Annotated in this window: 24 protein-coding genes; 12 read left to right on the forward strand and 12 right to left on the reverse strand. The window is 53.4% G+C overall.

From position 1 onward, the window contains the following. Position 1 precedes the first annotated feature (1 nt). Positions 2-796, forward strand: a complete 795-nt coding sequence (locus THS27_RS21465) for an AraC family transcriptional regulator (RefSeq protein ID WP_210402968.1) — start codon at positions 2-4, stop codon at positions 794-796. Between the two features lie 317 nt (positions 797-1,113). Further along, complete coding sequence (locus THS27_RS27675; protein ID WP_139835697.1) at positions 1,114-1,791, forward strand: pyridoxal-phosphate dependent enzyme; 678 nt, start codon at positions 1,114-1,116, stop codon at positions 1,789-1,791. Between the two features lie 104 nt (positions 1,792-1,895). On the opposite strand, the gene THS27_RS21475 is transcribed toward THS27_RS27675, so the two are convergent. The 7 genes from THS27_RS21475 to THS27_RS21505 all read right to left on the reverse strand — a co-directional run bounded on the left by THS27_RS21475 (position 1,896) and on the right by THS27_RS21505 (position 9,524). Beyond that, positions 1,896-3,743, reverse strand: a complete 1,848-nt coding sequence (locus THS27_RS21475; protein ID WP_085594332.1) for an ABC transporter ATP-binding protein — start codon at positions 3,741-3,743, stop codon at positions 1,896-1,898. Between the two features lie 84 nt (positions 3,744-3,827). Next, positions 3,828-4,706, reverse strand: coding sequence for an ABC transporter permease (locus THS27_RS21480; RefSeq protein ID WP_085594334.1), 879 nt, complete (start codon positions 4,704-4,706; stop codon positions 3,828-3,830). Further along, positions 4,703-5,644, reverse strand: coding sequence for an ABC transporter permease (locus THS27_RS21485; protein ID WP_085594336.1), 942 nt, complete (start codon positions 5,642-5,644; stop codon positions 4,703-4,705). Before THS27_RS21485 ends, THS27_RS21480 begins: the two co-directional genes overlap by 4 nt. Then, positions 5,638-6,762, reverse strand: coding sequence for an FAD-binding oxidoreductase (locus THS27_RS21490; RefSeq protein WP_085594338.1), 1,125 nt, complete (start codon positions 6,760-6,762; stop codon positions 5,638-5,640). The genes THS27_RS21485 and THS27_RS21490 overlap by 7 nt, the downstream gene beginning before the upstream one ends. 2 nt (positions 6,763-6,764) lie before the next feature. Next, complete coding sequence (locus THS27_RS21495; RefSeq protein ID WP_085594340.1) at positions 6,765-8,138, reverse strand: NAD(P)/FAD-dependent oxidoreductase; 1,374 nt, start codon at positions 8,136-8,138, stop codon at positions 6,765-6,767. After that, the gene (locus THS27_RS21500) at positions 8,135-8,434 is read right to left on the reverse strand and encodes a (2Fe-2S)-binding protein (RefSeq protein ID WP_085594342.1); all 300 of its coding nucleotides are present in this window, start codon (positions 8,432-8,434) and stop codon (positions 8,135-8,137) included. The genes THS27_RS21495 and THS27_RS21500 overlap by 4 nt, the downstream gene beginning before the upstream one ends. Next, positions 8,427-9,524: an FAD-binding oxidoreductase gene (locus THS27_RS21505; protein WP_085594344.1), complete on the reverse strand. Its 1,098-nt coding sequence runs from the start codon at positions 9,522-9,524 to the stop codon at positions 8,427-8,429. Before THS27_RS21505 ends, THS27_RS21500 begins: the two co-directional genes overlap by 8 nt. 94 nt (positions 9,525-9,618) lie before the next feature. Between THS27_RS21505 and THS27_RS21510 the strand changes: the two genes are divergently transcribed. Further along, positions 9,619-10,521: a LysR substrate-binding domain-containing protein gene (locus tag THS27_RS21510; protein WP_085594346.1), complete on the forward strand. Its 903-nt coding sequence runs from the start codon at positions 9,619-9,621 to the stop codon at positions 10,519-10,521. An 87-nt stretch (positions 10,522-10,608) separates the two neighbouring features. Here THS27_RS21510 and THS27_RS21515 read toward each other — a convergent pair whose 3' ends face one another. Together THS27_RS21515 and THS27_RS21520 are read right to left on the reverse strand one after the other, a co-directional pair. After that, a complete protein-coding gene (locus THS27_RS21515) occupies positions 10,609-12,168 on the reverse strand; it encodes an ABC transporter substrate-binding protein (RefSeq protein WP_085594348.1) in 1,560 nt (519 codons plus the stop codon). A 559-nt stretch (positions 12,169-12,727) separates the two neighbouring features. After that, on the reverse strand, positions 12,728-13,801 hold the full coding sequence (locus THS27_RS21520; RefSeq protein ID WP_085594350.1) for an NAD/NADP octopine/nopaline dehydrogenase family protein: 1,074 nt from the start codon (positions 13,799-13,801) through the stop codon (positions 12,728-12,730). 508 nt (positions 13,802-14,309) lie between these two features. Between THS27_RS21520 and THS27_RS21525 the strand changes: the two genes are divergently transcribed. From THS27_RS21525 to THS27_RS21565, 9 genes are all read left to right on the forward strand, one after another. Further along, positions 14,310-15,704 (forward strand): ABC transporter substrate-binding protein, encoded by a 1,395-nt coding sequence (locus THS27_RS21525; RefSeq protein WP_210402970.1) that lies wholly within the window; start codon positions 14,310-14,312, stop codon positions 15,702-15,704. 105 nt (positions 15,705-15,809) lie between these two features. Further along, the gene (locus THS27_RS21530) at positions 15,810-16,754 is read left to right on the forward strand and encodes an ABC transporter permease (RefSeq protein ID WP_085594354.1); all 945 of its coding nucleotides are present in this window, start codon (positions 15,810-15,812) and stop codon (positions 16,752-16,754) included. Then, positions 16,751-17,566: an ABC transporter permease gene (locus THS27_RS21535; RefSeq protein ID WP_085594355.1), complete on the forward strand. Its 816-nt coding sequence runs from the start codon at positions 16,751-16,753 to the stop codon at positions 17,564-17,566. Before THS27_RS21530 ends, THS27_RS21535 begins: the two co-directional genes overlap by 4 nt. Continuing rightward, positions 17,566-19,233: an ABC transporter ATP-binding protein gene (locus THS27_RS21540; RefSeq protein ID WP_085594357.1), complete on the forward strand. Its 1,668-nt coding sequence runs from the start codon at positions 17,566-17,568 to the stop codon at positions 19,231-19,233. The genes THS27_RS21535 and THS27_RS21540 overlap by 1 nt, the downstream gene beginning before the upstream one ends. Next, positions 19,230-20,768: a serine hydrolase gene (locus THS27_RS21545; RefSeq protein WP_085594359.1), complete on the forward strand. Its 1,539-nt coding sequence runs from the start codon at positions 19,230-19,232 to the stop codon at positions 20,766-20,768. The genes THS27_RS21540 and THS27_RS21545 overlap by 4 nt, the downstream gene beginning before the upstream one ends. Then, positions 20,765-21,598: a creatininase family protein gene (locus tag THS27_RS21550; RefSeq protein WP_085594361.1), complete on the forward strand. Its 834-nt coding sequence runs from the start codon at positions 20,765-20,767 to the stop codon at positions 21,596-21,598. The genes THS27_RS21545 and THS27_RS21550 overlap by 4 nt, the downstream gene beginning before the upstream one ends. Beyond that, positions 21,579-22,280: an RraA family protein gene (locus THS27_RS21555; RefSeq protein WP_210402971.1), complete on the forward strand. Its 702-nt coding sequence runs from the start codon at positions 21,579-21,581 to the stop codon at positions 22,278-22,280. Before THS27_RS21550 ends, THS27_RS21555 begins: the two co-directional genes overlap by 20 nt. Continuing rightward, the gene (locus THS27_RS21560; protein ID WP_085594365.1) at positions 22,277-23,173 is read left to right on the forward strand and encodes an N-formylglutamate amidohydrolase; all 897 of its coding nucleotides are present in this window, start codon (positions 22,277-22,279) and stop codon (positions 23,171-23,173) included. The genes THS27_RS21555 and THS27_RS21560 overlap by 4 nt, the downstream gene beginning before the upstream one ends. After that, positions 23,173-23,988, forward strand: coding sequence for an alpha/beta hydrolase-fold protein (locus tag THS27_RS21565; protein ID WP_085594367.1), 816 nt, complete (start codon positions 23,173-23,175; stop codon positions 23,986-23,988). The genes THS27_RS21560 and THS27_RS21565 overlap by 1 nt, the downstream gene beginning before the upstream one ends. On the opposite strand, the gene THS27_RS21570 is transcribed toward THS27_RS21565, so the two are convergent. The 3 genes from THS27_RS21570 to THS27_RS21585 all read right to left on the reverse strand — a co-directional run bounded on the left by THS27_RS21570 (position 23,985) and on the right by THS27_RS21585 (position 26,420). After that, entirely contained in the window at positions 23,985-24,896 is a 912-nt protein-coding gene (locus tag THS27_RS21570; RefSeq protein ID WP_085594369.1) for a GntR family transcriptional regulator, read from the reverse strand. The two genes, THS27_RS21565 and THS27_RS21570, sit on opposite strands and share 4 nt — an antisense overlap. 324 nt (positions 24,897-25,220) lie before the next feature. Continuing rightward, on the reverse strand, positions 25,221-25,865 hold the full coding sequence (locus tag THS27_RS21580) for a LysE family translocator (protein ID WP_085594373.1): 645 nt from the start codon (positions 25,863-25,865) through the stop codon (positions 25,221-25,223). Between the two features lie 3 nt (positions 25,866-25,868). Next, on the reverse strand, positions 25,869-26,420 hold the full coding sequence (locus THS27_RS21585; protein WP_139835698.1) for an MFS transporter: 552 nt from the start codon (positions 26,418-26,420) through the stop codon (positions 25,869-25,871). Positions 26,421-26,576 lie beyond the last annotated feature (156 nt).

Here is a 26,576-nt window from a genome sequence, read left to right on the forward strand (position 1 = left end):
GATGACCGTCGCCCTTCAGGAACGCGGAGTTTTGCGCTCTCATGCACTGGCAAAGAGGTTTGCCCCCCACTTCCACAATACATATTCAGTTGTAGCTTTAAAGCAGGGCTCTGCTGAGATCAAATCTCGCAGATGGACCGGTACAGCAGGCGCACGAGAGGTCTTCTTTTTCAATCCATATGAAGTTCATTCTGCACACTGCCCCATTCAGGATACTGAATATACAACACTCTATCTTACGGAGAACTTTGTAGCTCAATGCCTCGACCTAGAGCTTCGTGACAGGGTAATTGACTTTGAAAATTTAATCCCAGTTCAAGGGTATGAAACACAGGAACTCTGTGACGCTCTTTTTACACCACAGACTGACGGAAAGTTTCTTGAGCTTGCGCTTCGAAGATTATTAACGACCTGCAAGTTTTCAATCAGAGCTGCCAGCAAAGATTCTGGAACGTTAGTGCAGCGGGCTTGTTCGCTGATCCAGCAGAACGCCACACAGGCGATAAAAACCGAAGAGCTGGCACACAAATTGGGGGTGCACAAGAGTCATCTGGTGAGGTCATTTAGCAAGATCGTTGGAATACCGCCTCAAACATATTTACGGCAGGTTCGCATAGCAAAAGCCAAGGAATTAATCTGCGAAGGGTTAGCACTCAGTGAGATCGCTGCTTTTATGGACTTCAGTGATCAGGCTCATTTCACGCGGGAATTCAAAAAGGTCTTCGGAGTACCGCCTGGCAGCTTATCTCGCGATATCTGTACACCTCAACGAAAGGATTACCGCTTTAAAGGCTAGGACCCAAAAGGGAACTGGCGAGAGGTATTGGACGTGCATGTGGCGACAGGACAAGTAAAATTCACCCCACTATAGATGCGCTAGGTCATCCATCGCGTCTTGCTATCAGTGATGAACACTCCATGACAGCATATCAGGTTGTCATCAAATGCTCGTGCAATGGAACCCAAACCCCAGGTGAAGAACCAGGGGTCATGTCTGTCACCTGGGGATAGGGTGCGATACACCCGACTGTTGCCAAGGCAAGATGCAAATCTTGTTCAATACAGCAAAGAACAGATCACCTAAATTTCGGCATGAATTTTTAAGGAGCCGAAATGCAAGACAACAATCGCGACTACCTGTCGAACTTTCCCGATGCCAACGGCTACTTTGGCCAGTTTGGCGGCAATCATTATCCACAGGCGGCATGGCCCGCATTAAAAGAACTTGAAGCAACGTACCGGGCGGTAAGGGAAACGCCGGAATTCCTGCACGACCTTGACGAAGCGAGAATTGGCTTCCAAGGTCGCCCCACACCCCTCCACTTCCTCAGGAATACGACATCCGAGATTGGCGGCGCGCAGATCTACGTCAAACGTGAAGACCTGAACCATACTGGTGCACACAAGATCAATCATTGTGTGGGCTTCGCGTTGCTGGCCCGGAAAATGGGCAAGCGCAAACTGATCGCGGAAACGGGGGCCGGCCAGCATGGCGTCGCAATTGCACGGTCGTTATGTATGAACCCCGCCGTTATGTTATTTGATGAACCAACATCGGCACTCGACCCGGAAATGGTTTCAGAAGTGCTTGAAACCATGACATCCCTTGCACGGGACGGCATGACGATGGTGTGTGTGACCCACGAAATGGCCTTTGCCCGCGCTGTTGCTGACCGGGTCATATTTATGGATGCCGGGCAGATCGTTGAAGAAGGTACACCACACGATTTCTTTACGAACCCGCAAAATGAACGGGCACAGCAATTTTTAAATCAGATCCTGAAACATTAACGCCTGTCTGCGATAAAGTTTGATTGCCGTTTGTCATGACAATCAAGGCCCGAAAACAGGGGAATATCTCCTCTGTTCTGCGGGCCTCAATTTTTTGCCGAAATCTAACTTACCTGTACGAAATGATCAGGCGTAACCTCGCGGTATTTACGAACAGGGGCTTCGTATCCCGTTGGGCGAATAGGGCTTCTAAGTTCATCTACGGAAATTTCACGTCGCAGGGATCGGCGTGACGGGTCTGGCACAGGCACCGCGGACAACAATTTCTTCGTATAGGAATGTTGCGGATTGTCAAAAACCGCGGACCGCGGACCGATTTCAACAATTTCCCCCAGATACATTACGGCAACCCGATGGCTTACCCGTTCCACCACCGCCATATCGTGGGAGATGAACAGAAACGAAAGATCAAAACTTTCCTGCAAATCAAGCAACAAATTACAGACCTGCGCCTTAACTGAAACATCAAGGGCGGAAACCGCTTCATCTGCGACAATAATTTTGGGATCAAGCATCAGGGCGCGGGCAATTGCAATACGCTGGCGTTGCCCACCAGAAAATTCATGCGGGTAACGCTGCATCATATCGGCATTAAGCCCGACCTTTTCCAAAAGGGATGCTGCCTTGTCCCGTGCATCTGCACGCGGACCAAGGCCATGTTGCCGAAAAGGTTCAATCAGGGCGGCACCAACACTGATACGCGGATTTAACGACGCATATGGATCTTGAAAAATCATCTGGATGGAACGTCGCATCTGACGCAGTTCAGAGGCACCAAGTTTCAGAATATCCTGCCCGTTCAGCAGGATCTGGCCCTTTTGCGGGGTCGTCAGGCGCAAGATGGATCGCCCGGTTGTCGACTTGCCGCAACCGGATTCACCCACCAATGACAGCGTTTCACCCTTGCGGATGCTAAAGGAAATATCCTCGACAGCATGTACAGCGCCGACTGAACCGCCAAACAACCCACCTTGAATTGGGAACCGGGTTGTTAGGTTTTTAACTTCCAGTAACGGCTGATTTTCCGGTGAAACAGTATTGCTGGTTTCCTGCACAACCGGGCTCTCACCCGTGTTTACATCCACAATCGGAAAACGCAATGGTAGCCCCTTGCCGCTCATTGCCCCCAATTGCGGAACGGCCGATAACAAGGCACGGGTATAAGGGTGTTCTCCGCGCACAAAAATATCGGCAGTCGCCCCTGTTTCCACCGTGTCCCCACGATACATCACAATGGTACGATCTGCCACTTCGGCCACCACCCCCATGTCATGGGTAATGAACAAAACGGACATCCCCTCCTCTTCCTGCAACTGTTTAATCAGGTCCAGGATCTGGCTTTGAATGGTCACATCAAGGGCGGTTGTCGGTTCATCGGCAATCAACAGTTTAGGGCGCGATGCCAATGCCATTGCAATCATCACGCGCTGGCGCATCCCGCCGGAAAACTGATGCGGATATTCCTTGAACCGTCTACCGGCATTCGGAATGCGCACTTTTTCAAGTAAACGTAAAACCTCAGCCCGGGCCTCCACCTTCGAGATTTTTTGATGAACCATCAGCGCTTCGGCAATCTGCTCGCCGACCGGGAAAATCGGGTTTAGCGATGTCATCGGCTCCTGGAAGATCATCGATACATCCTTGCCACGAACCTTGCGCATTTCAGCTTCGCTCAAAGCAAGAAGATCACGACCTTCGAGCAGGATCCGGCCCTCTACACGGCTGCTGTCCGCTTGCAAAAGTCGCATTATAGATAGCGACGTAACACTTTTCCCCGAACCTGATTCCCCGACAATAGCAACGGTTTCGCGCGGGCGAACATCAAAACTGATATCGCGAATAACCGGTTTCCATTCGTCATAAACCCGAAACGATGTCGTCAGATTTTGCACAGAAAGAACGGGTGCGTCGCTTGCCGATGCCTGCACTGAATTAAGACTGGAGAGATGCATGGCTTTGCCCTTTTCCTTCCAAATCAAAACCGAAGAAATGCCGGTCTTTACCAAAAACGGCCCCCAAAAGAGAAAACTCTAAATTCATTGTCCGCTCCTGGTTTTGGGATCAATGGCATCACGCAATGCATCGCCAAGAATGTTAAGCGCCAGCACGGTTATCAAAATCGCGACGGACGGAAAAACCACCAGCCACCAGGCCGTCAGAATATTATCGAACCCCTCGCGGATCATGCCGCCCCATGTTGCCGTTGGTGGCAACACCCCCAGGCCGATAAAGGCCAGTGACGCCTCGGTCCGGATGGCGGACGCCATCCAAAGCGAGCCCACAACAACCACATCTGAAAGAATATTGGGCAATATATGTACGCCCAGAATGCGCAAGGGTGACAAACCAAGCGACCGCCCGGCATCGACAAAATCGCGCCGTTTAACGGCAATGGTCGGGGCCCGCGCCACACGGGCAAACGGGGCCATTTCGGTTATGGCAATGGCAATGATCAGGTTTTCAAAACTGGCACCCAGCATGGCCGCAATCATCAAACCCAAAAGCAGGGTTGGAAATGACAGCAACACATCCACAAGGCCCATCACAATCTGTTCAAACACACCGCCAATATAACCCGCAAGCATACCTAAAGATGAGCCAACGATCATTGCGGTCAAAACTGACAAAAACCCGATAGAAAGGGAAATTCGCGCGCCATAAAGAAGACGCGATAGAACATCACGACCATAACTGTCCGTTCCCAGCCAGAAATCAGCCGATGGCGGACTAAGGCGTGCAAGAATATTTTGCTCTAGCGGGTCATGCGGGGCGATCAGGGGCGCGAAAATGGCGACCATCACAATGATAAAAAGCGTTCCACCCCCAAGCCACGCCATACGATTACGGCGCAACGCATTTAAAACCGGGCTGGATGTGACAGTTTTCGACGAATTGGAGATTGCTGCGCTGGTCATTTTTTATAACTCACTCGCGGGTCGACCAGGCCATAAATGACGTCGGTCGCGGTATTTACAAGAATGACGAAAATCGCAAAAACAACCATCAACCCCTGCAACATGGTGTAATCACGCGATTGCAGGGCCCCCAGTATCAACTTACCCAGACCGGGCCGGGTAAAAACGATTTCGGCCAAAACGGAATTGCCAATCAGGGTGCCAAAATAAAGCCCCACCACCGTAACAATCGGGATCAGGGCATTGCCCAGCGCATGGCGCATCACCAGTGTGCGGGCCTTCACCCCCTTGGCCTGTGCCGTGCGGATGTAATCCTCGCCCAGCACATCAAGCATCGAGGAACGCGTTACGCGCGCGATATAGGCCATCATGATCAGACCCAGATTAAGGGCAGGCAAAATCAGATTACGAATATGCGTTACCGGGTCAGAGGACGCCCGGCTCATCACCGGTAACCAGTGCTGCCAGACAGCAAAACACAGCAACAGCAAAATGGCCGACACAAACCCCGGAAAGGAAAGTCCAATTAACGACAGAATGCGGCTTACATAATCGGGCCATTTGTTGCGTCGAACCGCCGCAATAACACCAAGCGGCAAACCAAACAGCGTTCCCAGAACCATGGCCGAAAATGTCAATTCCAGCGTATAGGGCAAAACAGCACCAACTTCGGATAAAACTGTGCGACCTGTCACCATTGATTTTCCAAAATCACCAGTGATCATATTGCCCAGAAACTCGAAATACTGCACCGCAATAGGCTGGTTCAGGCCCAGCTGTTCGCGCAACGTTTGCAATGTTGCCTCGCTGGCGCGATCGCCCAGCATGGCAACAGCAGGATCGCCCGGCACCAGGCGAACCAGAATGAAAACCACCGTCAGCATGACCAACAATGTTGGAATAGCTAACAGCAGCCTGCGAAAAATATAGCCTAACATAAGGCCACCCCTTTTTCTGAGACGCGATTGACGTTAAATGCGTCCAGTTGTTGATTAGATTTTCCCTCAATTGCCAGATCGGCAACCACCCGCCCCACAGACGGGACAAGCTGAAACCCATGCCCGGAAAAACCGAACGCATGAATTAATCCTTCGGCCTGATCCGAAAAGCCAATGACGGGAAGATGGTCTTCTGTCATCGCTTCCATCCCGGCCCATGCCCGCACCATGCGCGTCCCCACCATTGATGGAAACAAACGCACTGCGGCCTGTACCGCCACCGACAATGCCTGGACATCGACGCTGGCTGACTGCTTATCCGCAGCAAGGCGGCCCTGTGCGCCGCCACCAATCAGCAATGTACCCTCGGCTGTCTGTTTAAACGACAGTTTGCGCCCAAACGAACTTATCACCGGGCGCACCACGTCACCTGTTCTTTCTGTAACAACCATCATGGATGTCCGAATGGCGTGGCGCACGGGTTCACCCGCCATTTTTGCGATTTTATCCGCCCACGCCCCGGCCGCATTAATCACGACGGCAGCGCTAAAATCGCCTGTGGTGGTGTGTATTTGCCAGCTTTGCCCATTTCGCCCAAGGCTGAGAACCTGGCATTGCTCGATGATGTTTACGCCTGCACGCTTTGCGGCATCGCGAAAGGCACGAATGGCGCGATGCGGGTCCGCCGACCCATCCCCCGGAGCCCACGCCGCCCCGGCACAATGCGGTGATATGGCCGGTACAAGTTCACGCAATTGATCCGGCCCGATCAGCTTTTCGTGATGCATACCCTGTTTTTCAAGGCGGGTAACGCGGGCAGCAATTGACGCCATGGCCGCGTCATCTTCGGCCACCTGTAGCTGGCCGCAGGCCTTAAAACCGCAATCATCCCCAACCAGCTCCGCCATTTTATGCCAGGTTTCAGCCGCCTCAAGGCTTAAGGGCAATTCGGCCGGGTCCCGACCAAGGGTCCGCACACCGGCGGCGGTCGAACCCGACGCATGCCGCCCTAAAAAATGACGTTCAAGCACCAGAACCGATGCCCCGCGCCGTGCGGCCTGCAAGGCGCACGAAAGACCGTGCAAACCGCCACCAATTACCAAAATATCCGGGTTCATATTCACAGTTCCACATCCTGCAATGTGGCAATTTCGCCCAGCGTTACCGGCTTAAGCGGCGGACGGATATTAAAAAAGCGCACATCCCCAACTGGCAAATTATTCACCTCCGCCACCAGCGCCTGAACGGAATATCCACATTGACGCCCCTGGCACGGCCCCATGCCACACCGGGTTGCTGCCTTGACAGCCCCGACATCAGGGGCGGAAGCCCGGGCAGCTTCGCGGATACGTCCGGCACTTACTTCTTCGCAACGGCAAACAACGACATCATCGGCAATCGGCGTTTGTGGCGGTGCATAAAGGGCATCCAGCAACGGACGTAATGCTGTTGCCCGTTTACGCCTGTCATCAAGGGCTGCATCACGACGCAATTTTTCGGCATCAATACCGATATTTAAAAACCGGGCAATCCCAAAGCCTGCAATTTCACCCGAAACAGTTGCCGCCTTCCAGCCACCAATGCCACCGGCATCCCCGGCAACAAAAATGCCCTTACGGCTGGTTTGCCCCCATTCATCGGTACGCGGGGCAAAGTATTTTTGCTGATCATTCCAGTCATGGTCACATCCCAGTGCCATCGTTTCATGAATACGCGGAACAACCCCTTCATGAACCAGCAATACACCAGCATCGCGTTTGTGGGTGTTGCCCTTACTTTCCCATTCAATCTGGCAAAGCTGCCCCTCCCCCGTGGCACGCAAATTATGAATACCGCGGATCAGTTTACCGCTGCGCCGTAATTTCCATATCCAGCGCAAGCCTTTCATCAAACCGGGAAAATCGCGCCATGCAGCAGGTAAATGTGAAAGCGCTTTCAGTGATGGTTTTTGCGATGTATCGATATAACCGGCAACCTTGCCACCAAGCTCCAGCAACTGGGTGGCGTAAAGCAGCGGCAACGGCCCTGCCCCGGCAATCCAGACATCACCTTCAGGCAACATTCCCCCGGATTTCAGCAAAATCTGCGCGGCACCAACAGTCATCACACCGGGCAATGTCCAGCCTGCAAAGGGGACCGAGCGTTCCTGTGCGCCGTTTGCCAGCAATACGGCCTTTGCGGTGATGCAGCGACTTTTGCCTTCGGCTGTCAGAAATACTTTCCAGCCATCCTCGATTTGCCAAACCTGGGCGGAGGGCTGATAATCAATACCGGCAGCATGAAAGGCCGCCGTTGCGAATGACCCTTTCTGATAATCCTCGCCAAGGGCATTAAAAACCGGGCTGGTGGCATTGCGTTCAACGCCACGCCATATTTGCCCACCCGGTGCAGGCTGTTCATCGACAACACAAACAGAAGTGCCGAGTTTTGCCAGTTTAACGGCAGCCGCCATACCCGCGGGGCCGGCCCCAATCACCACAACATCATAATTCATTGCCCAACCTCCCGGCGACCACGCTGGCGTTCAATCCGCATACCGTTTTTTAAGGGGGTCAAACATCCCTGCACCGATGAGACACCATCGACAACGGCCAAACATTCAAAACACACACCCATCTGGCAGTAAGGCAAGCGCGTTTCGCCACTTACCGGTGTCTGGCGCCCGACATTGGGTACCCGTAAAAGAATGCTGGCTACGGTTTCGCCATCCCAGGCAGGCGTTGCAACGCCATTAACATAAACAGTCATATCTGCTTGCTCTTTCAAGCCCGCCGTCACACTTCTAAACATGAAATCTTCCATCAGAAAATTCGGACAATTCGCTATCGAGCTGTCCATTGATCATGGCTGGTCCAACAATCGCGGCATGGGCTGCGGCCAGTGTCACACCCGAATGGCAAACCGCTGCAAACAGGCCGGGACTGGATTTTGACTGCGCATAAATTGGCGAACCATCGGGGGGTAAAATGCGAAAACCGCTCCATTGCCGGACAAGGCGAACCGATGCCAGCGCGGGAATAATCCGCGTGGCCCGACGGGCCAGCGTGGTGGCGGAATTAACGCTTACCCCGCGATCCGATGTCTGTTCCTGTGTCGCCCCGATCATGACCGTCCCCTCGGCCGTTTGACGCAAGCCACTGGCGGGAAAGGGCAATAGCGGGTCCAGGCGTTCGGTCACCAGAATTTGCCCGCGCGTGGTGCCAATTTCGATATTCATGTCACAGCGATTTGCCAGTTCCGCCGTTCCAAGCCCGGCGGCAATAATCACATATCGCGCCTGAAGGGTGCTCGCAGGGCCATGAACAGCAAAACCGGTTGAAAGCGGTTTCACATCCGTTACCGGATGACGAAAAATCACCGAACCACCATGTGCCGCGATCCCGTTATGCAGGGCATCAAGCAACTGAAGCGGGTTTACATGCCCATCCAGGCGGCAATAGCTGGCCCCCGTTACATCCGGGCCGAATTGCACAGCGGGTACCATTTTTTCCAAATCACGCCGGCTGAGCATGTCAATTTCCGGGGATGTGGCGGCATTGTTAATACGGGTGGCAATGGCGGCGCGATGTTCAAATTCGGCATCCCCCAGGCAGTAATGAAGCCCACCGGGATTTGTGTAATCGATTTGTACCTGTGCAGTGTTGGCAAGTTCATCCCAAAAGCGCGGCCACAGTTCGGCACTTTGATGAGTCAGTTGACTGTAGGCCGGTGCATCCACCCCTTTTCCCTGTACCCAGACCAGCCCGAAATTGGCACGGGCCGCGCGAAGATCCCTGTTTTTCCCGTCAAGCACTTTGACCTTGTAACCATCACGGGCAAGGCCGAAGGCCAAGGCAGCCCCCACAACGCCTGCGCCAATAACGATGATGTCAGCGTCCATGTTTTCCTCGTTCTTTTTCTTGCTTCAAACTAAATAGTGGGGGTAGAAAGTCAAAGTCGTTTTATTCGGGGATATATTCAAAAAGGTTATACCCATGCGCGCACCGAGCCTGAGGCAACTTGAAGCATTAATGGCCGTGATCGAGGGCGGGACTGTCAGCCGTGCCGCCGAGATCATGCGGATATCGCAACCCGCCGCCAGCAAGTTGATCCGTGACCTGGAAGCCGATACCGGACTTGAACTTTTTGAGCGGGAAAGCGGGCGGCTGGTGCCAACCGGGCGGGGCATGCGCCTGTATGAAGAAGTGCAGCGTATATTCGGCGGTGTTCACCAGCTGACCCGCGCGGTAGAGGCCATTCGCCGCGAGGAACGCGGGCATCTTGTTATCGGTGCCATGCCAGCCCTTTCCGGAATGTTCTTAAGCCGCGTATTGGCGGGGTTTCTGGCGCGCTATCCCGATGTTTTCATTTCTGTTGAAACCCGCAGCTCACAATTTCTAAGCGAAGCCGTACTATTGCGCAGGCTGGATCTTGCCCTGGTCGTTAACAGTCACGAACATCCATCTGTGATGGTCGAACACCTGCAAGCCCCGCCGATGGTTGTGATCATGCCACACGGCCACCGGTTATCGGAAAAATCGGAAATCACGCCCGAAAACCTCAAGGATGAACCCTTTATTGCCCTGGGGGACTCCAGCCGCACCCGTAATCTGGTCGATGCAGCTTTTCGACGATACAACCTTCAGCCAAAGGTGGTTATTGAATCAACAACCATCAATAATGTAGGGGAACTGGTTGCAGCGGGGCTGGGCCTGACCATTGCCGACCCGTTATCGCTTGAATTTGCCGCAAACCGTGTAACTGCCCGACCGTTCAGACCAACACAGATTTACGATTACCACATAATTCGGCCTGTCCGGGCACGCAACAGCAGCCTTGTGTCTGCCTTTGTCGAAGAGGTCCACGCCGCTTCGCTGAAAGTGCAAATGATTGGCTAAATATAAGTGCCCCGACCACGATAGATCTGCCTTGCAGAACAATCGGTGGTCGGGGCAATTGCAAACACTATAGTCTGAGAAAACCCATTACCGGCTTAAGGTTGTCAGCTCTGTGATCGGTGGAGCAAGGTTAAGGGACCCTTTCAATTCAACACCGTAATCAAGGGCTGTATTGCGCGCCCATACCTGCATCAAACTAAATAGCGGGACCGAACACACCTGCTCCGAGATCTTCTTTTGTGCTGCCGACCAGTATTTTAGACGTTCTTCGTCGGTTGCTGCTTTTTTGGCTGCAGTAATATCAGCATCACCTGCATCACAATGGCCAAAATTGGTAACGGCTGTTGGTTTGCCGATCGCCGCATCAGAATGATAGAACTGGCTAAGATAGCTATCAGCAACCGGGTATCGTGCCGCCCCGTAAAACACCAGATCGCTTAAATCTTTACGGATCTGCTGATGATAGGTGGGGTGATCGACAACATTCATTTGCAGATTGATGCCAACCTTTGCCAACTGCGCCTGAATAACTTCCATGATTGGCTTTTGCGCCGAACTGGATGAAACCACCGCCGTCAGGTTCAAACCATTTTCAAACCCGGCTTCAGCCAGAAGTTCCTTTGCTTTTTCCGGGTTATAGCTATAGGCCCAGCTGCAATCTTCACCCATATAGCCAACCGGCACCACTGAACAGCCCTTACGCGCAATACCGGTGCCGACAAATTGTACAATCTGGTCAACGTCAATGGCATCGGCGATCGCCTGACGTACCTTGATATTATCCAGCGGCGCATGTGCCCGGTTTATAAACAGGGTGCGGAACTCGCCGGGGGCAAAAATATCGACGGTAGTATTGTCCCAGAACATGGCCTGGTCCACCCAATGACGTTCCCGCTGACCGTAAATCAGGTCCAGTTCGCCGGAACGGAAGGCAAGTTCGCGGCTGGAATCAGACGGGATAAAGTCCGCGCGGATACCGTCAATCAACGGCGCGCCACGAAAATAATCGGCAAAGGCCGTCAGACTAACGGATTGCTGGGTAAGGGCTTCATCAAACTTGAACGGTCCGGTGCCAACAGGATTCCGCTGAAAATCAGCCCCTAGTTCTTCGGCGGCCTTTTTGCTGACGATATTACCGCCATGATAGTTTGCCACCAGCCCCAAAAATCCCGGCACCGGTTCGCGCAGGGTGATGCGAACGGTTTTCGGGTCGAGTGCCTCTATTTTCTCAAACGCAGCATAATCACTGGCATAGGATGATGTTTCCGGGTTTTTGGCCCGGTTAAACGAAAACACAACGTCATCGGCACTCAGCGTGCCATATCCCTTGTGGAATTTTACATTGTCCTTCAAATGAAACGTCCAGACCAATCCGTCCTTTGACGTTTCCCAGCTTGTGGCAAGGTCTGGTTCAATCCGTGCAGGGTCAGCACTTCCCGGGGCAAAACGTACCAACCCGTTAAACATCCACGACACCAGCGCCACATCCTGTGTTGCTGTCGCGCGGTCCGGATCCAGGGTGGAATAATCTGCGGCGGCAAGACCAACCCGCAATGTTTCGGCAATAGCCGCGTGTGAAACGGCCCCGACAGACGCCAGAGAAAGCGCTGCCGTAAGGATGAATTTGACCCCTAATGTTTTTCGCATATTTGCCTCCTGATTTTTTTTACAGCCCGGATTAAAAGGCCATCACATATAAGTGTCAAAGTCGATATTTTGGGCACTGTATCACAAAAGGTTATAGTCTATTGCAACGGCTCAGCACTGCGACCTCGCACCAACCCGCGCAAAAATCATCGCGCCAATCCACCTGATCCCTGTTTAGGTCACCTGAACATTCCCAATATTTTCAATCAGGTCACAACAGTTCGACCAAAGTGGTTTCCATCGAATTTTCCACTGTTCGATACCGCCCAAACCTGCAAACCTAACCTAAGCCGATATAGCAAGAACAGGCATCAGACAGGATATTTTCATCCTGCAGACCAACATTTTTTGAGGGGGAATACAGCGCATTTTTATACTACCGACACACCGATAACCTGCACCCTGGGGCAAACCATACCCGCAAAGGCACATCTTGCTGTTAACGGCACCAAATAATCGTGCCGCCCCACACCGGACGGCACGAAAGTCAAACAAAGACTATATCCCCCATACCCTCCACAAGGTCGAACTTACTTCCCGTTTAAAAACGGGCCACGGCTTAACCACATTGAAAACCATCACGAACAAGTCGCGTTAGCGTGGCAATGTCATTAATCGCAAGAACATCCAGAAAGTCGTTATCCTGCCTGAAATCGCGTTTGTAACAGGCTGCAAGGATGGCAGCACCGGCCTGATGCAATGGCGCATCCACCCCGGCAAGACGTGCAAGATAAAGAGTTGGCACAAGACCAAACGGCACATCTTCCAACACGTATCGTGTATTGATATTTTTTGGTCCGAGTGGGTCAGTTCCCCGTGCGACCTGCATCTGATAAAGATCAGATATGCTTTTGGGTTTCAGGCCCGATGCAAGACAGAAATTTTCAAGCTGGCTTCTCATCTGCTTGCCAAGCCCCTTGGCGATTGCCAACCTTTCGCCATCAAGGGCTTCAAGAAAATTACCAACCTTGTCGGTTATGTTGGTGTTCTGGTGCCAAACCTCGCCCTTTTCAATTCGGGTAAGATTACACAATGCAATGGCAAGGTGGCTTTGCGGGTTCAAATTGCTTAGCGCAATTGTCAAAAGATCATCCTGTAACGTAAACCGGTCCCCAAACAGGGCGCAGCACAGATCTTTGGCCCGTTCCCCGACCTCGAACGGTATCACAGCCATATCAACATTGCTGCGTAACGCGCCAATGTGAAGTTCGGTTGGCGCGGTCGGTGATTTTGCCGTTAAGACTGTTGTGCTCCACACAATAATGGGAATTTGCACCCCGCGTTCGGCCAGCTTTTTAGACAGATACAGGGCTGCAAATGACAAATGCCCGCTAAGGATTAACGTATGACGCGCTTCAAGACAGGGAATGATAGCATCAAGGACCATACGGTGTCCGTTCGCCGGTAATGCCAGAATAATGATATCATTCTGCGCAAGTTCCTTCGCACCAGGGCAATATGCCAGATTAAAACTGCCTTCAATTGCCCCGCTGACCGTCAAAGGGTGCTCTGCTGGAACAAGCTGCGCACTTTTCCCTGATGGCGACCATATTTTCGCGGCGACGCCACGTTGCGTTAAAAAGGTAAAATAGCCCCTGGCAATAAGCCCGGCACCGGCAATACCAACATGCATGATTATCCACTTTCATATCATTTCAAACAGACCCGTAAATTGGGAAAGTCCGTGTCATGAAGTCAAAGTCGATAAATTGCGGCATGTATTCCAGATAGTTATAGGGCACTCTGGCAACGCAGTTCGCCTTGGTATTTTACTGCGCCACAATACGATATTGTCGATTATTTCTCATATTCTCGCAGGTGTGCAATGCCGGTCATAAAGACGCTCCCTGCTTAAATGCCGGTATGCGCAGTAACCCTCAAATTTCTGCCACGGCCAATTTTTTGTTTGACCTGCCTTGCATTTTCAATATTGTATTATGATCAATCAAAATACAACAACGACAAAAAACCAACAGAGAGGCCTCATGAAAAAAAACGCATTATGGTTTCATTTCGCATTTGCAGGGTCCGTTCTTTTCGGGGCCTCTTCCCTTTGCGCACAAACACTTAATGTTCAGATTTCGGCGGATTTACGCAGTTCTGAACCCGGCATAAACCGTGATTCCCTATCGGATTCCGTCATGATGAATGTTGGCGAAGGATTAGTGGCCTTTGGCGAAGGCGGCGACATCAAACCGATGCTTGCCAAAAGCTGGAACGTTTCCGACAACGGCACCACCTACACCTTTCACCTGCGCGATGATGTTGTGTTTCATAATGGCGCCCCCTTAACCGCGGCCCTTGCCAAACAAAGCCTGGATACGCTACGCGCCACACCTGCCTTTAACTGCGCCTCATTTTTTGACGGGTCGCGCGGTGCGGCGATTGAAAAAATAACGGCACCCGATGCCCATACCGTCGTCATTTCGCTAAGCAAACCCGATGCGATGTTTTTAAAATATACCGCCCAGTCGCAATGCGGCGGTATGGCGATTATGCATCCAGACAGTTTCTCCAAAGATGGCAGCTGGGATCACCCGATTGGCACCGGCCCGTTTGTTTTTGATAAATGGACCCGCGGCCAAAGCATCCATCTGACCAGGTTCAAAGACTATAAGCCGGTTGGCGATAAAATTGATGGTTATGCCGGGCGCAAAGAGGTGCTGGTTGATGATGTCAACCTGATCGTCACCCCCGATAAATCAACGGCCGTTGCCGCCCTTCGCAGTGGCGACCTGGACATTTTGCCCTATCTGCCACCCAGCGAAGCCAAAAACCTTATGAACGACCCGGCCTTCAAGGTGGTGGCCGAACCACATGGCGGGATGATCACGCTTTTGATGCAAACCGCGGACCCGGTTTTATCTTCGCGCGAAATGCGCCTGGCAATTGCCAAATCCCTTGATATTCCGCAAATCGTGGATGCCGCCACCAATGGCCTTGGCACGCCCAATGCGTCGCTTGTGGCAACGCGGTCTGTTTATCACGATGCGGTACAGGACGAACGGATCGCCTATGCCCCGCAAGATGTCACGGACCTTTTGAAGGCGGCAGGATATAAGGGCCAGGAAATCGTCATTCAAACCAATCGGCGCAACCCGATTAACGAAAATGTTGCCATCATCTCGCAGGCAATGTTGCAAATGAACGGCATCAATGCCCGGATCGAGGTTCTGGAATGGGCCACCCAGCTTGACCGTTTTCGCAATGGCAAATATCAGCTTTCCGCCTTTAACTATTCCAACCGCGCCGACCCGGCCCTGGCCTATAGTGCGGTCACCGCATCCAAAAAAGACCGGGGCAGCGCAATTTGGGATGACCCCAAAGCCATCGCCCTTTTAAACGACGTGCTGCAAACCCCCGACGGACCAAAACGCCAGGCCCTGTTTGATCAATTGCATGAATTGTTCTTGCATGACGTGCCCATGCTGATGCTGGCAAACGGCATTGATGTTTCCGTTACCGCCGCCGACATCGTGGGCTATCGCACCTGGAACGGCTTCACCCGCCTATGGGGTGTCGGGGTTAAAAAATGATCTGCGGCACAAACATCGCCAGAAAAAACAATAGCTTCGCGCAGCACTGGTTTCCCAAAAACCAGTGCCTGCGCTAAACGCAGAACACGCAAACAGGGGCGCATAATGCTCAGATTCATGGTTGCACGTTTGCTTACAGCCATACCAACGCTCATTCTGGTTTCAATTACCGTTTTTACCATGATCCGGCTGGTTCCGGGCGACCCGGTCACCCTCATGCTGGGCGATAACGCCGACCAGCAGGTCTATGACGCAATGCGCCACCATCTTGGGCTGGATCAATCCATTCCCACCCAGATGTTTCTATGGTTTCAGGCCCTGTTGCACGGCGATTTGGGGCACTCCATCACCACCGGCGAACCGGTCTTGCAGCTTGTGCTGCATCGCTTCTTTGTCTCGGCCCAGCTTGTGTTAATTGCCATTGCCATATCGGCCTTCATCGCCGTGCCTTTGGGCATGATCGCCGCCTGGCGCCAAAGCAGCGGCTTTGACCTCGGTGTTGTCATAACCGCAACAATGCTGATGTCGATCCCCACCTTCTGGGGTGGGTTGATGTTGCTGTTGTTTTTTGGCCTTAAACTCGGCTGGCTCCCGGTGATCGGATATGTCTCCATCGCCCAGAATTTCTGGAGCGGGCTGATCTATCTGATCATGCCGGTCGCGTCCCTGGTGTTGCATGAAACCGGCATTCTGGTCCGTATGGCACGGGCATCAACCCTGGATGTTTTACGCCTGGATTACATTACCCATGCACGCGCCAAAGGCCTTTCAGATGCCGCCATCCTGACCCGGCATGTGGCCCGCAATGCGTTTGGCCCCACCTGGACCTTGCTGGGGCTTATTCTGGGCAATTTATTGGGCGGTGTTGCTGTTATCGAAACCGTTTTTACAATTCCCGGCCTTGGGCGCCTGATTGTTGAATCCATTTTCGGTCGTGACTACCCGGTCTTGCAGGGCTGCCTGCTGTTTGTCGCGGTGACCTATGTGGTCGTTAATCTGATCATTGATCTGTGCTACCCCCTGTTCGATCCAAGGATAAAAGCCCAATGAGCCTGCGTAGAACAAACCAAATCCTGGGAAGCAGCCTGGTCGCTTTCTTCCTTGTTGTGGCTTTGACAGGGTTGCTCTGGACGCCGGAAAACCCGCTGGCCATTCACCTGCAAGATAAACTTATGCCCCCGGGGCCGGGCCATTGGCTGGGCACGGATGAATATGGCCGCGATGTTTTATCGCGCCTTATGGCCGCAGCCGGCACCAGCGTTTCCATTTCAACGCTGACGGTTTTGTGCTCGGTCTTTTTCGGGCTGATCCTTGGTGCGCTTTCGGGCTATTGCCGGGGCTGGGTGGACCGCACCATCATGCTGTTTACCGACACGCTTCTGGCCTTTCCGTCCATGCTGCTGGCCCTTGCCTTGCTTTCCATCATGGGCACCAACATTTCCGGCGTTATCATCGCGCTCGGCCTGGCCTATTTGCCCACGGTCACGCGCGTTGTGCGCGGGTCGGTCATGTCGCTGCGCGAACAGGATTATATCGAAGCATCCCGCCTGATGGGGCACCCCGCCGGATATACCCTGCTTGTCCATATTATTCCCAACTGCCTGGCACCGGTAATCGTGATTGCGACATCCATGTTTGGCTCGGTCTTGCTGACCGAAAGTGCGCTGAGTTTTCTGGGGCTGGGCGTGCCGCCGCCCGCACCGACATGGGGCAATATGCTGGCTGGCGCGCGGCCCTATATGGAACAGGCCGTCTGGCTGGGGATTTTTCCGGGCCTGTGTATTTCGATGACATTGCTGGGCATCAACCTGTTTGGCGACTATGTCCGCGACCGATTTGACCCACGGATGAGGGGCCTGTGATGACTGACACCGAAATTTTGTTAAGTGTGCGCGCCCTCGAACTGGGGCTAGTCAGCCCCAATGACAACCGCATTGTCAAATCTGCCAGCTTTGATCTGAAACCGGGCGAGGTTTTGGGCCTTGTCGGGGAATCAGGATCGGGCAAGACCATGCTGGGCCGCTCGCTTTTTGGCCTTCAGCCCGGCGTTGTCGTTCCCTATGGCGGAGACATCCTGTTTCAGGGCCGTTCGGTGCTGAACATGAAAGCCAAGGACCTGCGCCAACTGCGCGGGGCGGAAATCGGCATGGTTTTTCAAGAACCCATGACATCGCTGAACCCGTCCATGACCATTGGTCGCCAGCTGAATGAACCACTGCAAGAACATACCGACCTGAACGCAAAAGAACGCCGTGCCCGCATCCTTGAAATTATGGAACGGGTGGGCATCCCGGCCCCGCAAGACCGGCTGGATGATTATCCCCACGAATTTTCCGGCGGCATGCGCCAGCGCATCATGCTGGCATCGGCGATGTTGCTAAAACCTGCCCTGCTGATCGCCGATGAGCCGACAACCGCACTCGATGCCCTGGTCCAGCGCAGCGTTTTGAAACTCATGCTGGAACTGACCAAAGAAGAAGGCACCGCATTAATCCTGATCAGCCATGATTTACCGATGGTGGCACATTATTGCGAACGCCTGCTTGTTATGCGCCAGGGGGAAATTGTTGAATCGGGCGTGACGGCCGATATTCTGGCAACCCCGCAACACGAATATACCCGCAACCTGCTGCGTTCCATGCCCGAACGCGGGCCTGTTCGCCCGTTCGAGGATACCGACCAACCCATCCTTAAAACCCGGGATCTGGCGGTTGAATATAAATCCCGGTCGGGTTTGTTTGGCAAGGTTGACAAGAAAAAGGCCCTGCACGGCATTAATCTTACGGTGCGGCGCGGCGAGGTTGTGGCGGTTGTCGGGGCCTCGGGCTCGGGCAAAACCACCCTTGGCAAGGCCATTGCCCATCAAATCAAAACCAGTGCGGGCGAGGTGTTATTTCGCGGGCAGGCAGTAAAAAAAGGCAGTGCCACATGGATGGATTACCGCCGAAATTGCCAAATGATCTTTCAGGACCCGTTTGGGTCGCTTGATCCGCGCTTTACCATTCGGCGCACGCTTTCCGAAGCCCTGTATCACGAAAAAGACCTTTCGCGTTCCGAACGGAACGAGCGCATTTGCACCGCGATTGAGGAAGTCGGCTTAGGCATCGCCCATCTTGACCGCCTGCCCCACGAACTTTCCGGCGGGCAGCGCCAGCGTGTTGCCATTGCGCGGGCCATTATCGGACGTCCCGATTTCGTCATCGCGGATGAAGCCGTCTCGGCCCTGGATGTCACCGTGCGCGCACAGGTATTGGAACTTCTGAGTAACCTGCAACATCGTTATGGCTTTTCCTGCCTGTTCATCAGCCACGATCTGGGCGTGGTGGAACAACTTGCCGACCGCGTAATTGTTATGCGCGATGGCAAGATCACTGAAGAAGGGGCGCGCAACCAGATATTTGACACCCCCAAAAGCGACTATACACGCGCCCTGCTTTCGGCAATTCCCAAGCTGAACCGCACCGAAACCGGCGTTGTTTTAAGCTGGCGTTTTGACGAACCGAACATGACAACGGAGGCCGTAGGATGAGCCATAAAGACGGACTGATCCGCGCAACGCCTGAAAGTCACAAAACGGACCCGGCCATCATTTTAACCGTGCTTGATGAAATTGAACGCGCCGGAATTGAAATGCACAGCCTGCTGGTCTGGCATGATGGCGCCTTGATTACCGAGGCCTATTGGGCCCCCTACGGGCCTGAACGCTTGCATATGATGCATTCGGTGACCAAAAGTTTCACCTCGATGGCGGTCGGACTGGCCATCGAGGATGGTAAACTAAACCTGACAGACCGGGTGATCGACTTTTTCCCGGAATTTGAAAATTCGGCTGCCAATGGCATCGAGGCCATGCAAATTCGCCATCTGCTGACAATGACCAGCGGTCATGCCTGCGGTATTTCCGGTGGATCATGGCGCAAACTCAAAACAAGCTGGGTCGAAGATTTCCTTAAACAACCCATTGTCTATGCGCCGGGCGAAATTTTCATTTATGACAGCGCATGCAGTTATATGCTCTCGGCCATTGTTCAGCGTGCTTTGGGGCGCACGGTCCATGATTACCTGACGGATCGCGTGTTTACCCCCCTGCAAATGTCACCCGATATTGGCTGGGACAAAAGCCCGGAAGGGATTAATAGCGGCGGCAACGGCCTGACATGCCGAACATCGGATTTGCTAAAGCTCGGCATTTTGCATTTGCAACATGGCAACTGGAACGGTGATCAGATTTTGCCGGAAAACTGGGCCAAAGCCGCCACCGGCATGCAACTGCGCGATGTCTCGCTCGGTGTGTTAACCGGCGAGCATTATCTTGGTCCCGATGAAAGTGTCGGCGACGCCGCCCCGGAACGGCGGGAAGGATATGGCTATCAATGGTGGCGTGGTGCCCATGACAGCTATGCCGCGACCGGCCTGTTTGGCCAGGCCTGCATTGTGCTGCCCAATGAACGGGCCGTCATCGCCTTCACCGCGGGCATGGACGATAATGATCGCCGTTTTCACGGCCTTATCCATGATGTATTGCGCCCCGCCCTTGGCTCTTGGGACAAGCCCGATTTGCCGGGCCGCATCAATATGCTGGAGCTTTCCCCGCCGCCGCGTGAAAGCTGGGCGCATGCGCCGCAAAACTGGGCGGGCACCTACAAGGCCGAACCCAATGATCAGGGCATCACGGCCCTGCGCCTGGAACAATCCGGTCGCGATATTGTCTTTATTCTCGAGGACCATCGCGGGGTGCATCGCATTCAGGCCGGGTTGGGGCACAGAATTGAAAGCATCACCACCATGACCGGCGCACGCCTGCACCATGCCTATGAACCCGATGCAGGCTTTGCCGTGGCAGCATGGGCTGCATGGTCAGAAATGGATGACGAAGGCTGGCACAGTCTGACATTTGACTGGGCCTTCATCGAAACCGCCTTCCGCGATACGGTACGCTGCAAATTGCGCAATGGTATCGTGCGGATGTCCCGGCAGGTGAATGTGAATTCGTCCATTCTGTCGCTGCCCGAAATAAAAGGGCACCTGACCCAAAACGCCCGGCAAAAAGAAACCGCATCATGACAAAGCACCGCATCGCAGACATGACGGCGGCCGAGTTTGCCGCACGGACACAGGAACCAACCGTCATTCTGGTTCCGCTTGGATCGCAGGAAGTGCAAGGCCCCCATTGCCCGATGGGCGATTACCAACTGGCCGAACGCCTTGCCGTTATGGCAGCACAGGATGCAGGCCCTTGCGCGCTTGTTGCGCCGGGACTTCCCTTTGGGTATGCCGACTTTTTCCGGGATGTTGCCGGTGGCATGCAATTGCGTCCCGAAACATTTAAGGCGGTCCTGCGCGATATGCTCGACAGCCTGCTAGACCACGACCTTAACCGTCTGCTGATTTTTAACGGCCATACCACAAATGCCTCGCTGATCTCGCAAGTCGTGCGCGATATTCGCCGTGATCGGGGCATTATGGTGCCGTCACTTGATATTTGGAAAACCATCCCCGACAGCCTGTTAGAAACCCTGTTTGGCGACACCACCGTACGCGGGCATGGGGGTGAACCAATCAGTTCGATCGCCCTGCATTTATATCCCGAACAGTGCCGCATGGACCTTCGAACGCAGAAAACACCTCGCAAAACAGCCCTTGGTTTCCCTGTGCGCGGTGTGTCTGACGTCACCTTTGAGGGTATCGCGCTTAACCTGCCGTTGAATGCCAAAGACGTTGATGAGAACGGATTACTTTCCGGCTCGGCGGCTTTGGCGTCATCACAACATGGCGAAAAACTGGCGCAGCATATCGTCGGCATAACAGCCCGCCTGATCCGTTCTTTGCTTAATGCTGACCCTAAAAACCCGTTTATGTCGGAGGCATCGCATCTTGACCCGCTATCGTATTGATCCTTTACCGGCACCTTTGGACCCGGCCTTGCTGGCAAAGCTGGAGCAGGTTGAAACCGCCACCCTTGGTCATGTGCGCCTGACCGGATTTGCCAATCGGGCCATTCAGGCGCTCGATAACCAACAGGCGATACGGGCCGGTGTCGCCGTCACCCTGGCGCTACCGCCGATGTGTTCAACGCTGATGCATTACGCGGTAAGCAAAATCCGCCCCGGCGACATGCTGGTCGTGGACCGCTTGGGCGATGACCGCCATGCCTGCCTTGGCGGGGCGGTGGCGCGTGCGGCAAAACTGGCGGGGGCTGTTGGTGTCATCATTGACGGACCCGTCACCGACATTAACGAAATTCTCGATGAAGGCCTGCCGGTTTGGTGCCGGGGGGCATCGTCCTTAACAACACGAAGGCTGAATTTGGGCGGCACATTTAACCGCCCCATCGCCTGCGGCAATACCCCCGTATTGCCCGGTGATGTCGTGTTGGCGGACGCATCCGGCGTGGTTTTTCTGCCCGCCGACGAAGCCAAAGACGAAGCCGATGCCGGCATTGCCCGCCAGGGCCGCGTCGCCCGCACCATGGAACGCCTGCAAAACGGCGAACGCCTGGGCGACATTACCGGCGTTGTGAAACAGATCGATGACGCCATCGGTGCAAACACGAATACAGAGACGAAAACATCATGACATCCCCTGAATTCACCCTGCCCTTGCTGCCCGTGCCGGAAGATATTCCCGGCGTTTTAAGCATTGACGCGCCCAAAGCCCCGTTGGTGCCCCTGGTTTTTGACAGCCCGCATAGCGGCCTTGACCTTCCGGCCGATTTTCATCCTGCTGTCGATGCGGATGCGGTGCGCGTTTCCGCCGACACCCATGTTGATGAATTATTCTCCGCCGCCCCCAATTATGGCGCCCCCTTGTTGCGCGCCGCGTTCCCGCGCAGCTTCCTTGATGTGAACCGGTCCCTGTCTGATATGGATGTCAGCATGGTTGACGGGGACTGGCCCTATCCCACACGTTCCAGCAACACCGCCAAACGCGGCATGGGCCTTATCTGGCGCAAGGCATGGGACGACACTGCAATGTATGACGGCCCACTTACCATTGCCCAGGCGCGCGAGCGCATCCTCACCTATTGGCTGCCTTATCACAGTGCCCTTCGCCGGTTGCTTGATGCATCATACGGCCAGTTTCGCACCGTCTATCATGTTAATTGTCATTCCATGACCAATATCGGCCATACCATGTCATCCGACGGCAAGGGTGCGACGCGCCCTGATATCTGTATTGGCGATCTTTATGGGCGTTCGGCAGGAACCGAATTTACCGACCTGCTATGCGAAATTCTGCGCGGTGAAGGTTTTGTCGTTGAAATGAACAAACCCTTTCGGGGGGCCGAACTGACAGAGGCCTATGCCAACCCGGCAATTGGCCGCCATTCGGTGCAATTCGAAATCAATCGCCGCATGTATATGGACGAAACCACCCGCGAAAAAACGGCTGACTTCCCGGCATTCAAAGCCGCAATGACCCGGCTGAGCGAAAAACTGGCAGCCTATGCAAAGGACAAAGCAAGCTGATGGCAAAACTGAATTTTTATCGCCTGGACCGCAGTGCCATGTTTTCATTGCAAAGCGACCCACGGTTTTCCTACTGCACTTACATACCGAAAAATTATGATCCAGCCGGCGACAAAACCTATCCGTTGGTGGTGCTGATCCATGGCAGCATGCGCAACGCCTATGAATTGCGCGATCAGTTTGTCGATTTCGCCGAAGAACAACAATGCGCGTTACTCGCACCGCTCTTTCCCTGCGGGATCGAAGGGCTGGACGACTTTAACAATTACAAGCATCTTCGCTATGGCGATGTGGCCTATGATACGGTTCTTCTCGACATGATCGACGAGGTATCTGACATTTTTCGCCTCAACAGCGAAAAATTCATGATGCACGGGTTTTCCGGTGGCGGCCAATTTGCCCACCGCTTTTTATTGCGTCACCCTGACCGTTTATCGGCCATTTCAATCGCCGCACCAGGAACCGTCACCCTTGCCGATAACAATGCCCCCTGGTGGGTCGGCACAGCAGACATGGAACACCAATTGGGCGCACCCCTGCGGCCCGAATTGATGCAAAATGTTGCCGTGCAGCTGGTGATTGGGGCGAATGATACATCGCCCGAAGGCACCAAAGTTGGCGAAAAATCAACCTTCTGGATGGACGGCATTAACAATTCCGGTCATACGCGCATGGAACGGATAAACAGCCTGGCAAAAAGCCTGTCGGCGATTGGCGTGCCCTCGGAAATGGCCATTGTCCCCCATGCCGGGCATGAGGGTGATAAAATCCAGGATGCGGTCAAAGACTTTCTGACACGTTTTCTGGCGCGTTAATCGGCAATAGGATCATTGCCGTCAGAAGACGTCCGACTAAGATGGCGATAGAGAATATCAACAGCCTGTTTTCTATCGCCACGTTCCAGCGCATCAATAATCGCCAAATGATCCCGCGCCGACTTTTTCACACGATCTTCGCTCAGGCGGGTGAACTCGGCAAATTCGGTCATGCGGCGCAAATTATTCTGACGTTCGATGCTCTCGGTAAGGAAACGGTTATTGGCCCAGGATACAATTGTAGAATGAAAATTGGCATTGGCCTCAAACCAGGCGCTGCCAGACGTTTCTGACAAAGGGCGCTGTAAAATCGCCATTTGTTCAGCCCGTAAATCCTGCAATTGCGACATTACCGGTTCAAAGCTGCTTTCGCGAATGGCACCGCATTCTATGATAATGCGATAGGCATAACTTTCATTAATCGCATCCTGATGGTCCAGCGTTTCCGTAAAACGCCAACCATGACCGGTCCGGCGTTCTGCCAAACCGGAATTGGCAAACCGCATCATCACCCGCCGGACAATCCCGCGTGACCGGCCAAATTGCTCGGCCAATTCGGCCTCTGAAACCTCTACGCCGATATCTCCATTCGCACGCGAGATCATCATTTTTTCATATAGATCTTCCAGTTCCGAACGCGGCAAACGGGCTTCTATATCCAAATGTTGCGCCGGCGCGCCAACAAACCGGAAACCAACATTGGGGACTTTGGAAAAAACACCAAACTGTTCGAGCAATTGCAACACACTGCGCACAGGCGAACGCGATGTGCCCAGTTCCTTGGCCAGTTTAATTTCCGAAACATGCTCCGACGGTTCCCAATGACCGTTCTGCGCCAGATTAAAAACTTTCCGCGCCAGTTCTGCCTGAAGGTCACTCAATGGCTTTTCAAGAATGTCATCAGGCAAAACAAGTCTCCTTTATTCATACTGCTCGCCAATTCACCCCCGATAATTACCCGAAAATCAGGCGCGATGCGTCAATGAAATTGTATGTTTCATATATTCATCCCCATAAATTTGCGTTTTTCGCACGTGTTTTCCAACTTAAAGTCGACCATGTCCTGACTGGCCTGCCGAAAAACATCCGGCCAGCATTCTATCGGCATTACCTCGACCCCAAGCCAATCGCCGCCACCCTCGGATCACCCGGTTACACAAATGCGCAATGACACCGTCAACGCCGGGTATTCGTGGCAGTCTTTTGATAAGTCGCTGTTTCGCAACCACAGTTCACCATGGCATCGTAATCGGTAAAAAGCTGTGATTATCCATCAACGCCAGTCCGACAGAGCACAACAAAAGGACCGCGAAAACGATATTGATCACTCTGCCCAATACCGGATTGGTCAAAACAGTTGAAAACGTCACCCCGAATGCGAGCCAGGTCGTATTTACGATTACGATCACAGCTGTCAAAACAATGACTTTAACCGCAGCATCCCATCCGGCTTGTTCGGGCAGGATCATATGGCTCGAATAAACGGCACCTATGGCGGCAAAGGCCTTGAGATTGGTAATCGCCAAAGCAAAACCGGGCAAAAACCCCGCATTGCGAGATCGCGGTTGGTGTTTAGCATCCCCGTTTTTTGATCGGATCGGTGCGGTGGCAATTTTCCATGCAAGATAGCCAATATAAATCGCCGCCGCGACCTCGATCACCGCCAACAACACGGGCTGAACAACCAGAAAAACGGTAACGCCCGTCGCCACAAACAGCAAAACAGCCGTCGTGCCAACAATAATGCCCAACAGGTACCGCACACCATTCCGAAACCCGAAGGCTGCCCCCAAACTGGCAAGGCTAAGTGTTGCCGGTCCCGGACTGCCCATCAGCGGAAATGCCGCAAGCAACAGCAATATAATATCGCGTAACATGGTTTACACCGTAATCAGGACACTGCGTTCTTTTACCAGTAAATGAATCACAGCAGATAACAAACCCAGCGCAATGGCCAAAAACCATACGGCGTCGTAAGTACCGAAACGGTCAAACCAGATCCCGCCTAACCAGACACCGACAAACCCGCCAAGTTGATGACTGAGAAAAACGAAACCAAAAAGCGTTCCCATCACGCGCGGACCAAACATAACCAACACAAGGGCGCTGGTCAGCGGCACGGTTGAAAGCCAAAGCCCCCCCATCAGAAACCCGAATATCATCACCGAGGCTGGTGTCACCGGGAAGGAAACGAACCCCAGAATAATGATTGCCCGTAAAACATAAATCATCGCCAATACATAGGGCTTGGGAAAAATGCCGCCCAACCGCGCGGCCAACAGCGTACCAAAGATATTGGCAAACCCCGCCAGAGCCAAAGCGCGCAACCCCAAAGCACGTAATTCCTCGGGCGAAAGACTGGTGCCAATGCAGAAGTTTTGCACATAATTCGGAAGATGCGCCGTAATGAAAGCAAGATGAAAACCGCACACAAAAAACCCGGCACTCAACATCAGGAAACTTGAGTGACCAAAAGCCTGCCGCAGGGTCTGTCGAAGGTAAACAGGGGCATCCTCCGCAATCCTTTTGTGATCCGCACGTAAAAACGGAATACAAAAGGCCATCGGCACTAGGCTCAGGACCTATTA

The organism is Thalassospira sp. MCCC 1A01428 (genome assembly GCF_002115825.1).
Lineage (GTDB): Bacteria > Pseudomonadota > Alphaproteobacteria > Rhodospirillales > Thalassospiraceae > Thalassospira.

Excerpts from the sequence above, each read along its gene's own strand:
- THS27_RS21510 (WP_085594346.1), top strand. The coding sequence starts at position 9,619 with ATGCGCGCACCGAGCCTGAGGCAACTTGAAGCATTAATGGCCGTGATC.
- THS27_RS21465 (WP_210402968.1), top strand. The coding sequence starts at position 2 with ATGACCGTCGCCCTTCAGGAACGCGGAGTTTTGCGCTCTCATGCACTG.
- THS27_RS21495 (WP_085594340.1), bottom strand. The coding sequence starts at position 8,138 with ATGAATTATGATGTTGTGGTGATTGGGGCCGGCCCCGCGGGTATGGCG.
- THS27_RS21580 (WP_085594373.1), bottom strand. The coding sequence starts at position 25,865 with ATGTTACGCGATATTATATTGCTGTTGCTTGCGGCATTTCCGCTGATG.
- THS27_RS21475 (WP_085594332.1), bottom strand. The coding sequence starts at position 3,743 with ATGCATCTCTCCAGTCTTAATTCAGTGCAGGCATCGGCAAGCGACGCA.
- THS27_RS21565 (WP_085594367.1), top strand. The coding sequence starts at position 23,173 with ATGGCAAAACTGAATTTTTATCGCCTGGACCGCAGTGCCATGTTTTCA.
- THS27_RS27675 (WP_139835697.1), top strand. The coding sequence starts at position 1,114 with ATGCAAGACAACAATCGCGACTACCTGTCGAACTTTCCCGATGCCAAC.
- THS27_RS21485 (WP_085594336.1), bottom strand. The coding sequence starts at position 5,644 with ATGTTAGGCTATATTTTTCGCAGGCTGCTGTTAGCTATTCCAACATTG.
- THS27_RS21550 (WP_085594361.1), top strand. The coding sequence starts at position 20,765 with ATGACAAAGCACCGCATCGCAGACATGACGGCGGCCGAGTTTGCCGCA.
- THS27_RS21480 (WP_085594334.1), bottom strand. The coding sequence starts at position 4,706 with ATGACCAGCGCAGCAATCTCCAATTCGTCGAAAACTGTCACATCCAGC.
- THS27_RS21525 (WP_210402970.1), top strand. The coding sequence starts at position 14,310 with ATGATGAATGTTGGCGAAGGATTAGTGGCCTTTGGCGAAGGCGGCGAC.
- THS27_RS21505 (WP_085594344.1), bottom strand. The coding sequence starts at position 9,524 with ATGGACGCTGACATCATCGTTATTGGCGCAGGCGTTGTGGGGGCTGCC.
- THS27_RS21490 (WP_085594338.1), bottom strand. The coding sequence starts at position 6,762 with ATGAACCCGGATATTTTGGTAATTGGTGGCGGTTTGCACGGTCTTTCG.
- THS27_RS21540 (WP_085594357.1), top strand. The coding sequence starts at position 17,566 with ATGACTGACACCGAAATTTTGTTAAGTGTGCGCGCCCTCGAACTGGGG.
- THS27_RS21560 (WP_085594365.1), top strand. The coding sequence starts at position 22,277 with ATGACATCCCCTGAATTCACCCTGCCCTTGCTGCCCGTGCCGGAAGAT.
- THS27_RS21520 (WP_085594350.1), bottom strand. The coding sequence starts at position 13,801 with ATGCATGTTGGTATTGCCGGTGCCGGGCTTATTGCCAGGGGCTATTTT.
- THS27_RS21545 (WP_085594359.1), top strand. The coding sequence starts at position 19,230 with ATGAGCCATAAAGACGGACTGATCCGCGCAACGCCTGAAAGTCACAAA.
- THS27_RS21500 (WP_085594342.1), bottom strand. The coding sequence starts at position 8,434 with ATGTTTAGAAGTGTGACGGCGGGCTTGAAAGAGCAAGCAGATATGACT.
- THS27_RS21535 (WP_085594355.1), top strand. The coding sequence starts at position 16,751 with ATGAGCCTGCGTAGAACAAACCAAATCCTGGGAAGCAGCCTGGTCGCT.
- THS27_RS21530 (WP_085594354.1), top strand. The coding sequence starts at position 15,810 with ATGCTCAGATTCATGGTTGCACGTTTGCTTACAGCCATACCAACGCTC.
- THS27_RS21515 (WP_085594348.1), bottom strand. The coding sequence starts at position 12,168 with ATGCGAAAAACATTAGGGGTCAAATTCATCCTTACGGCAGCGCTTTCT.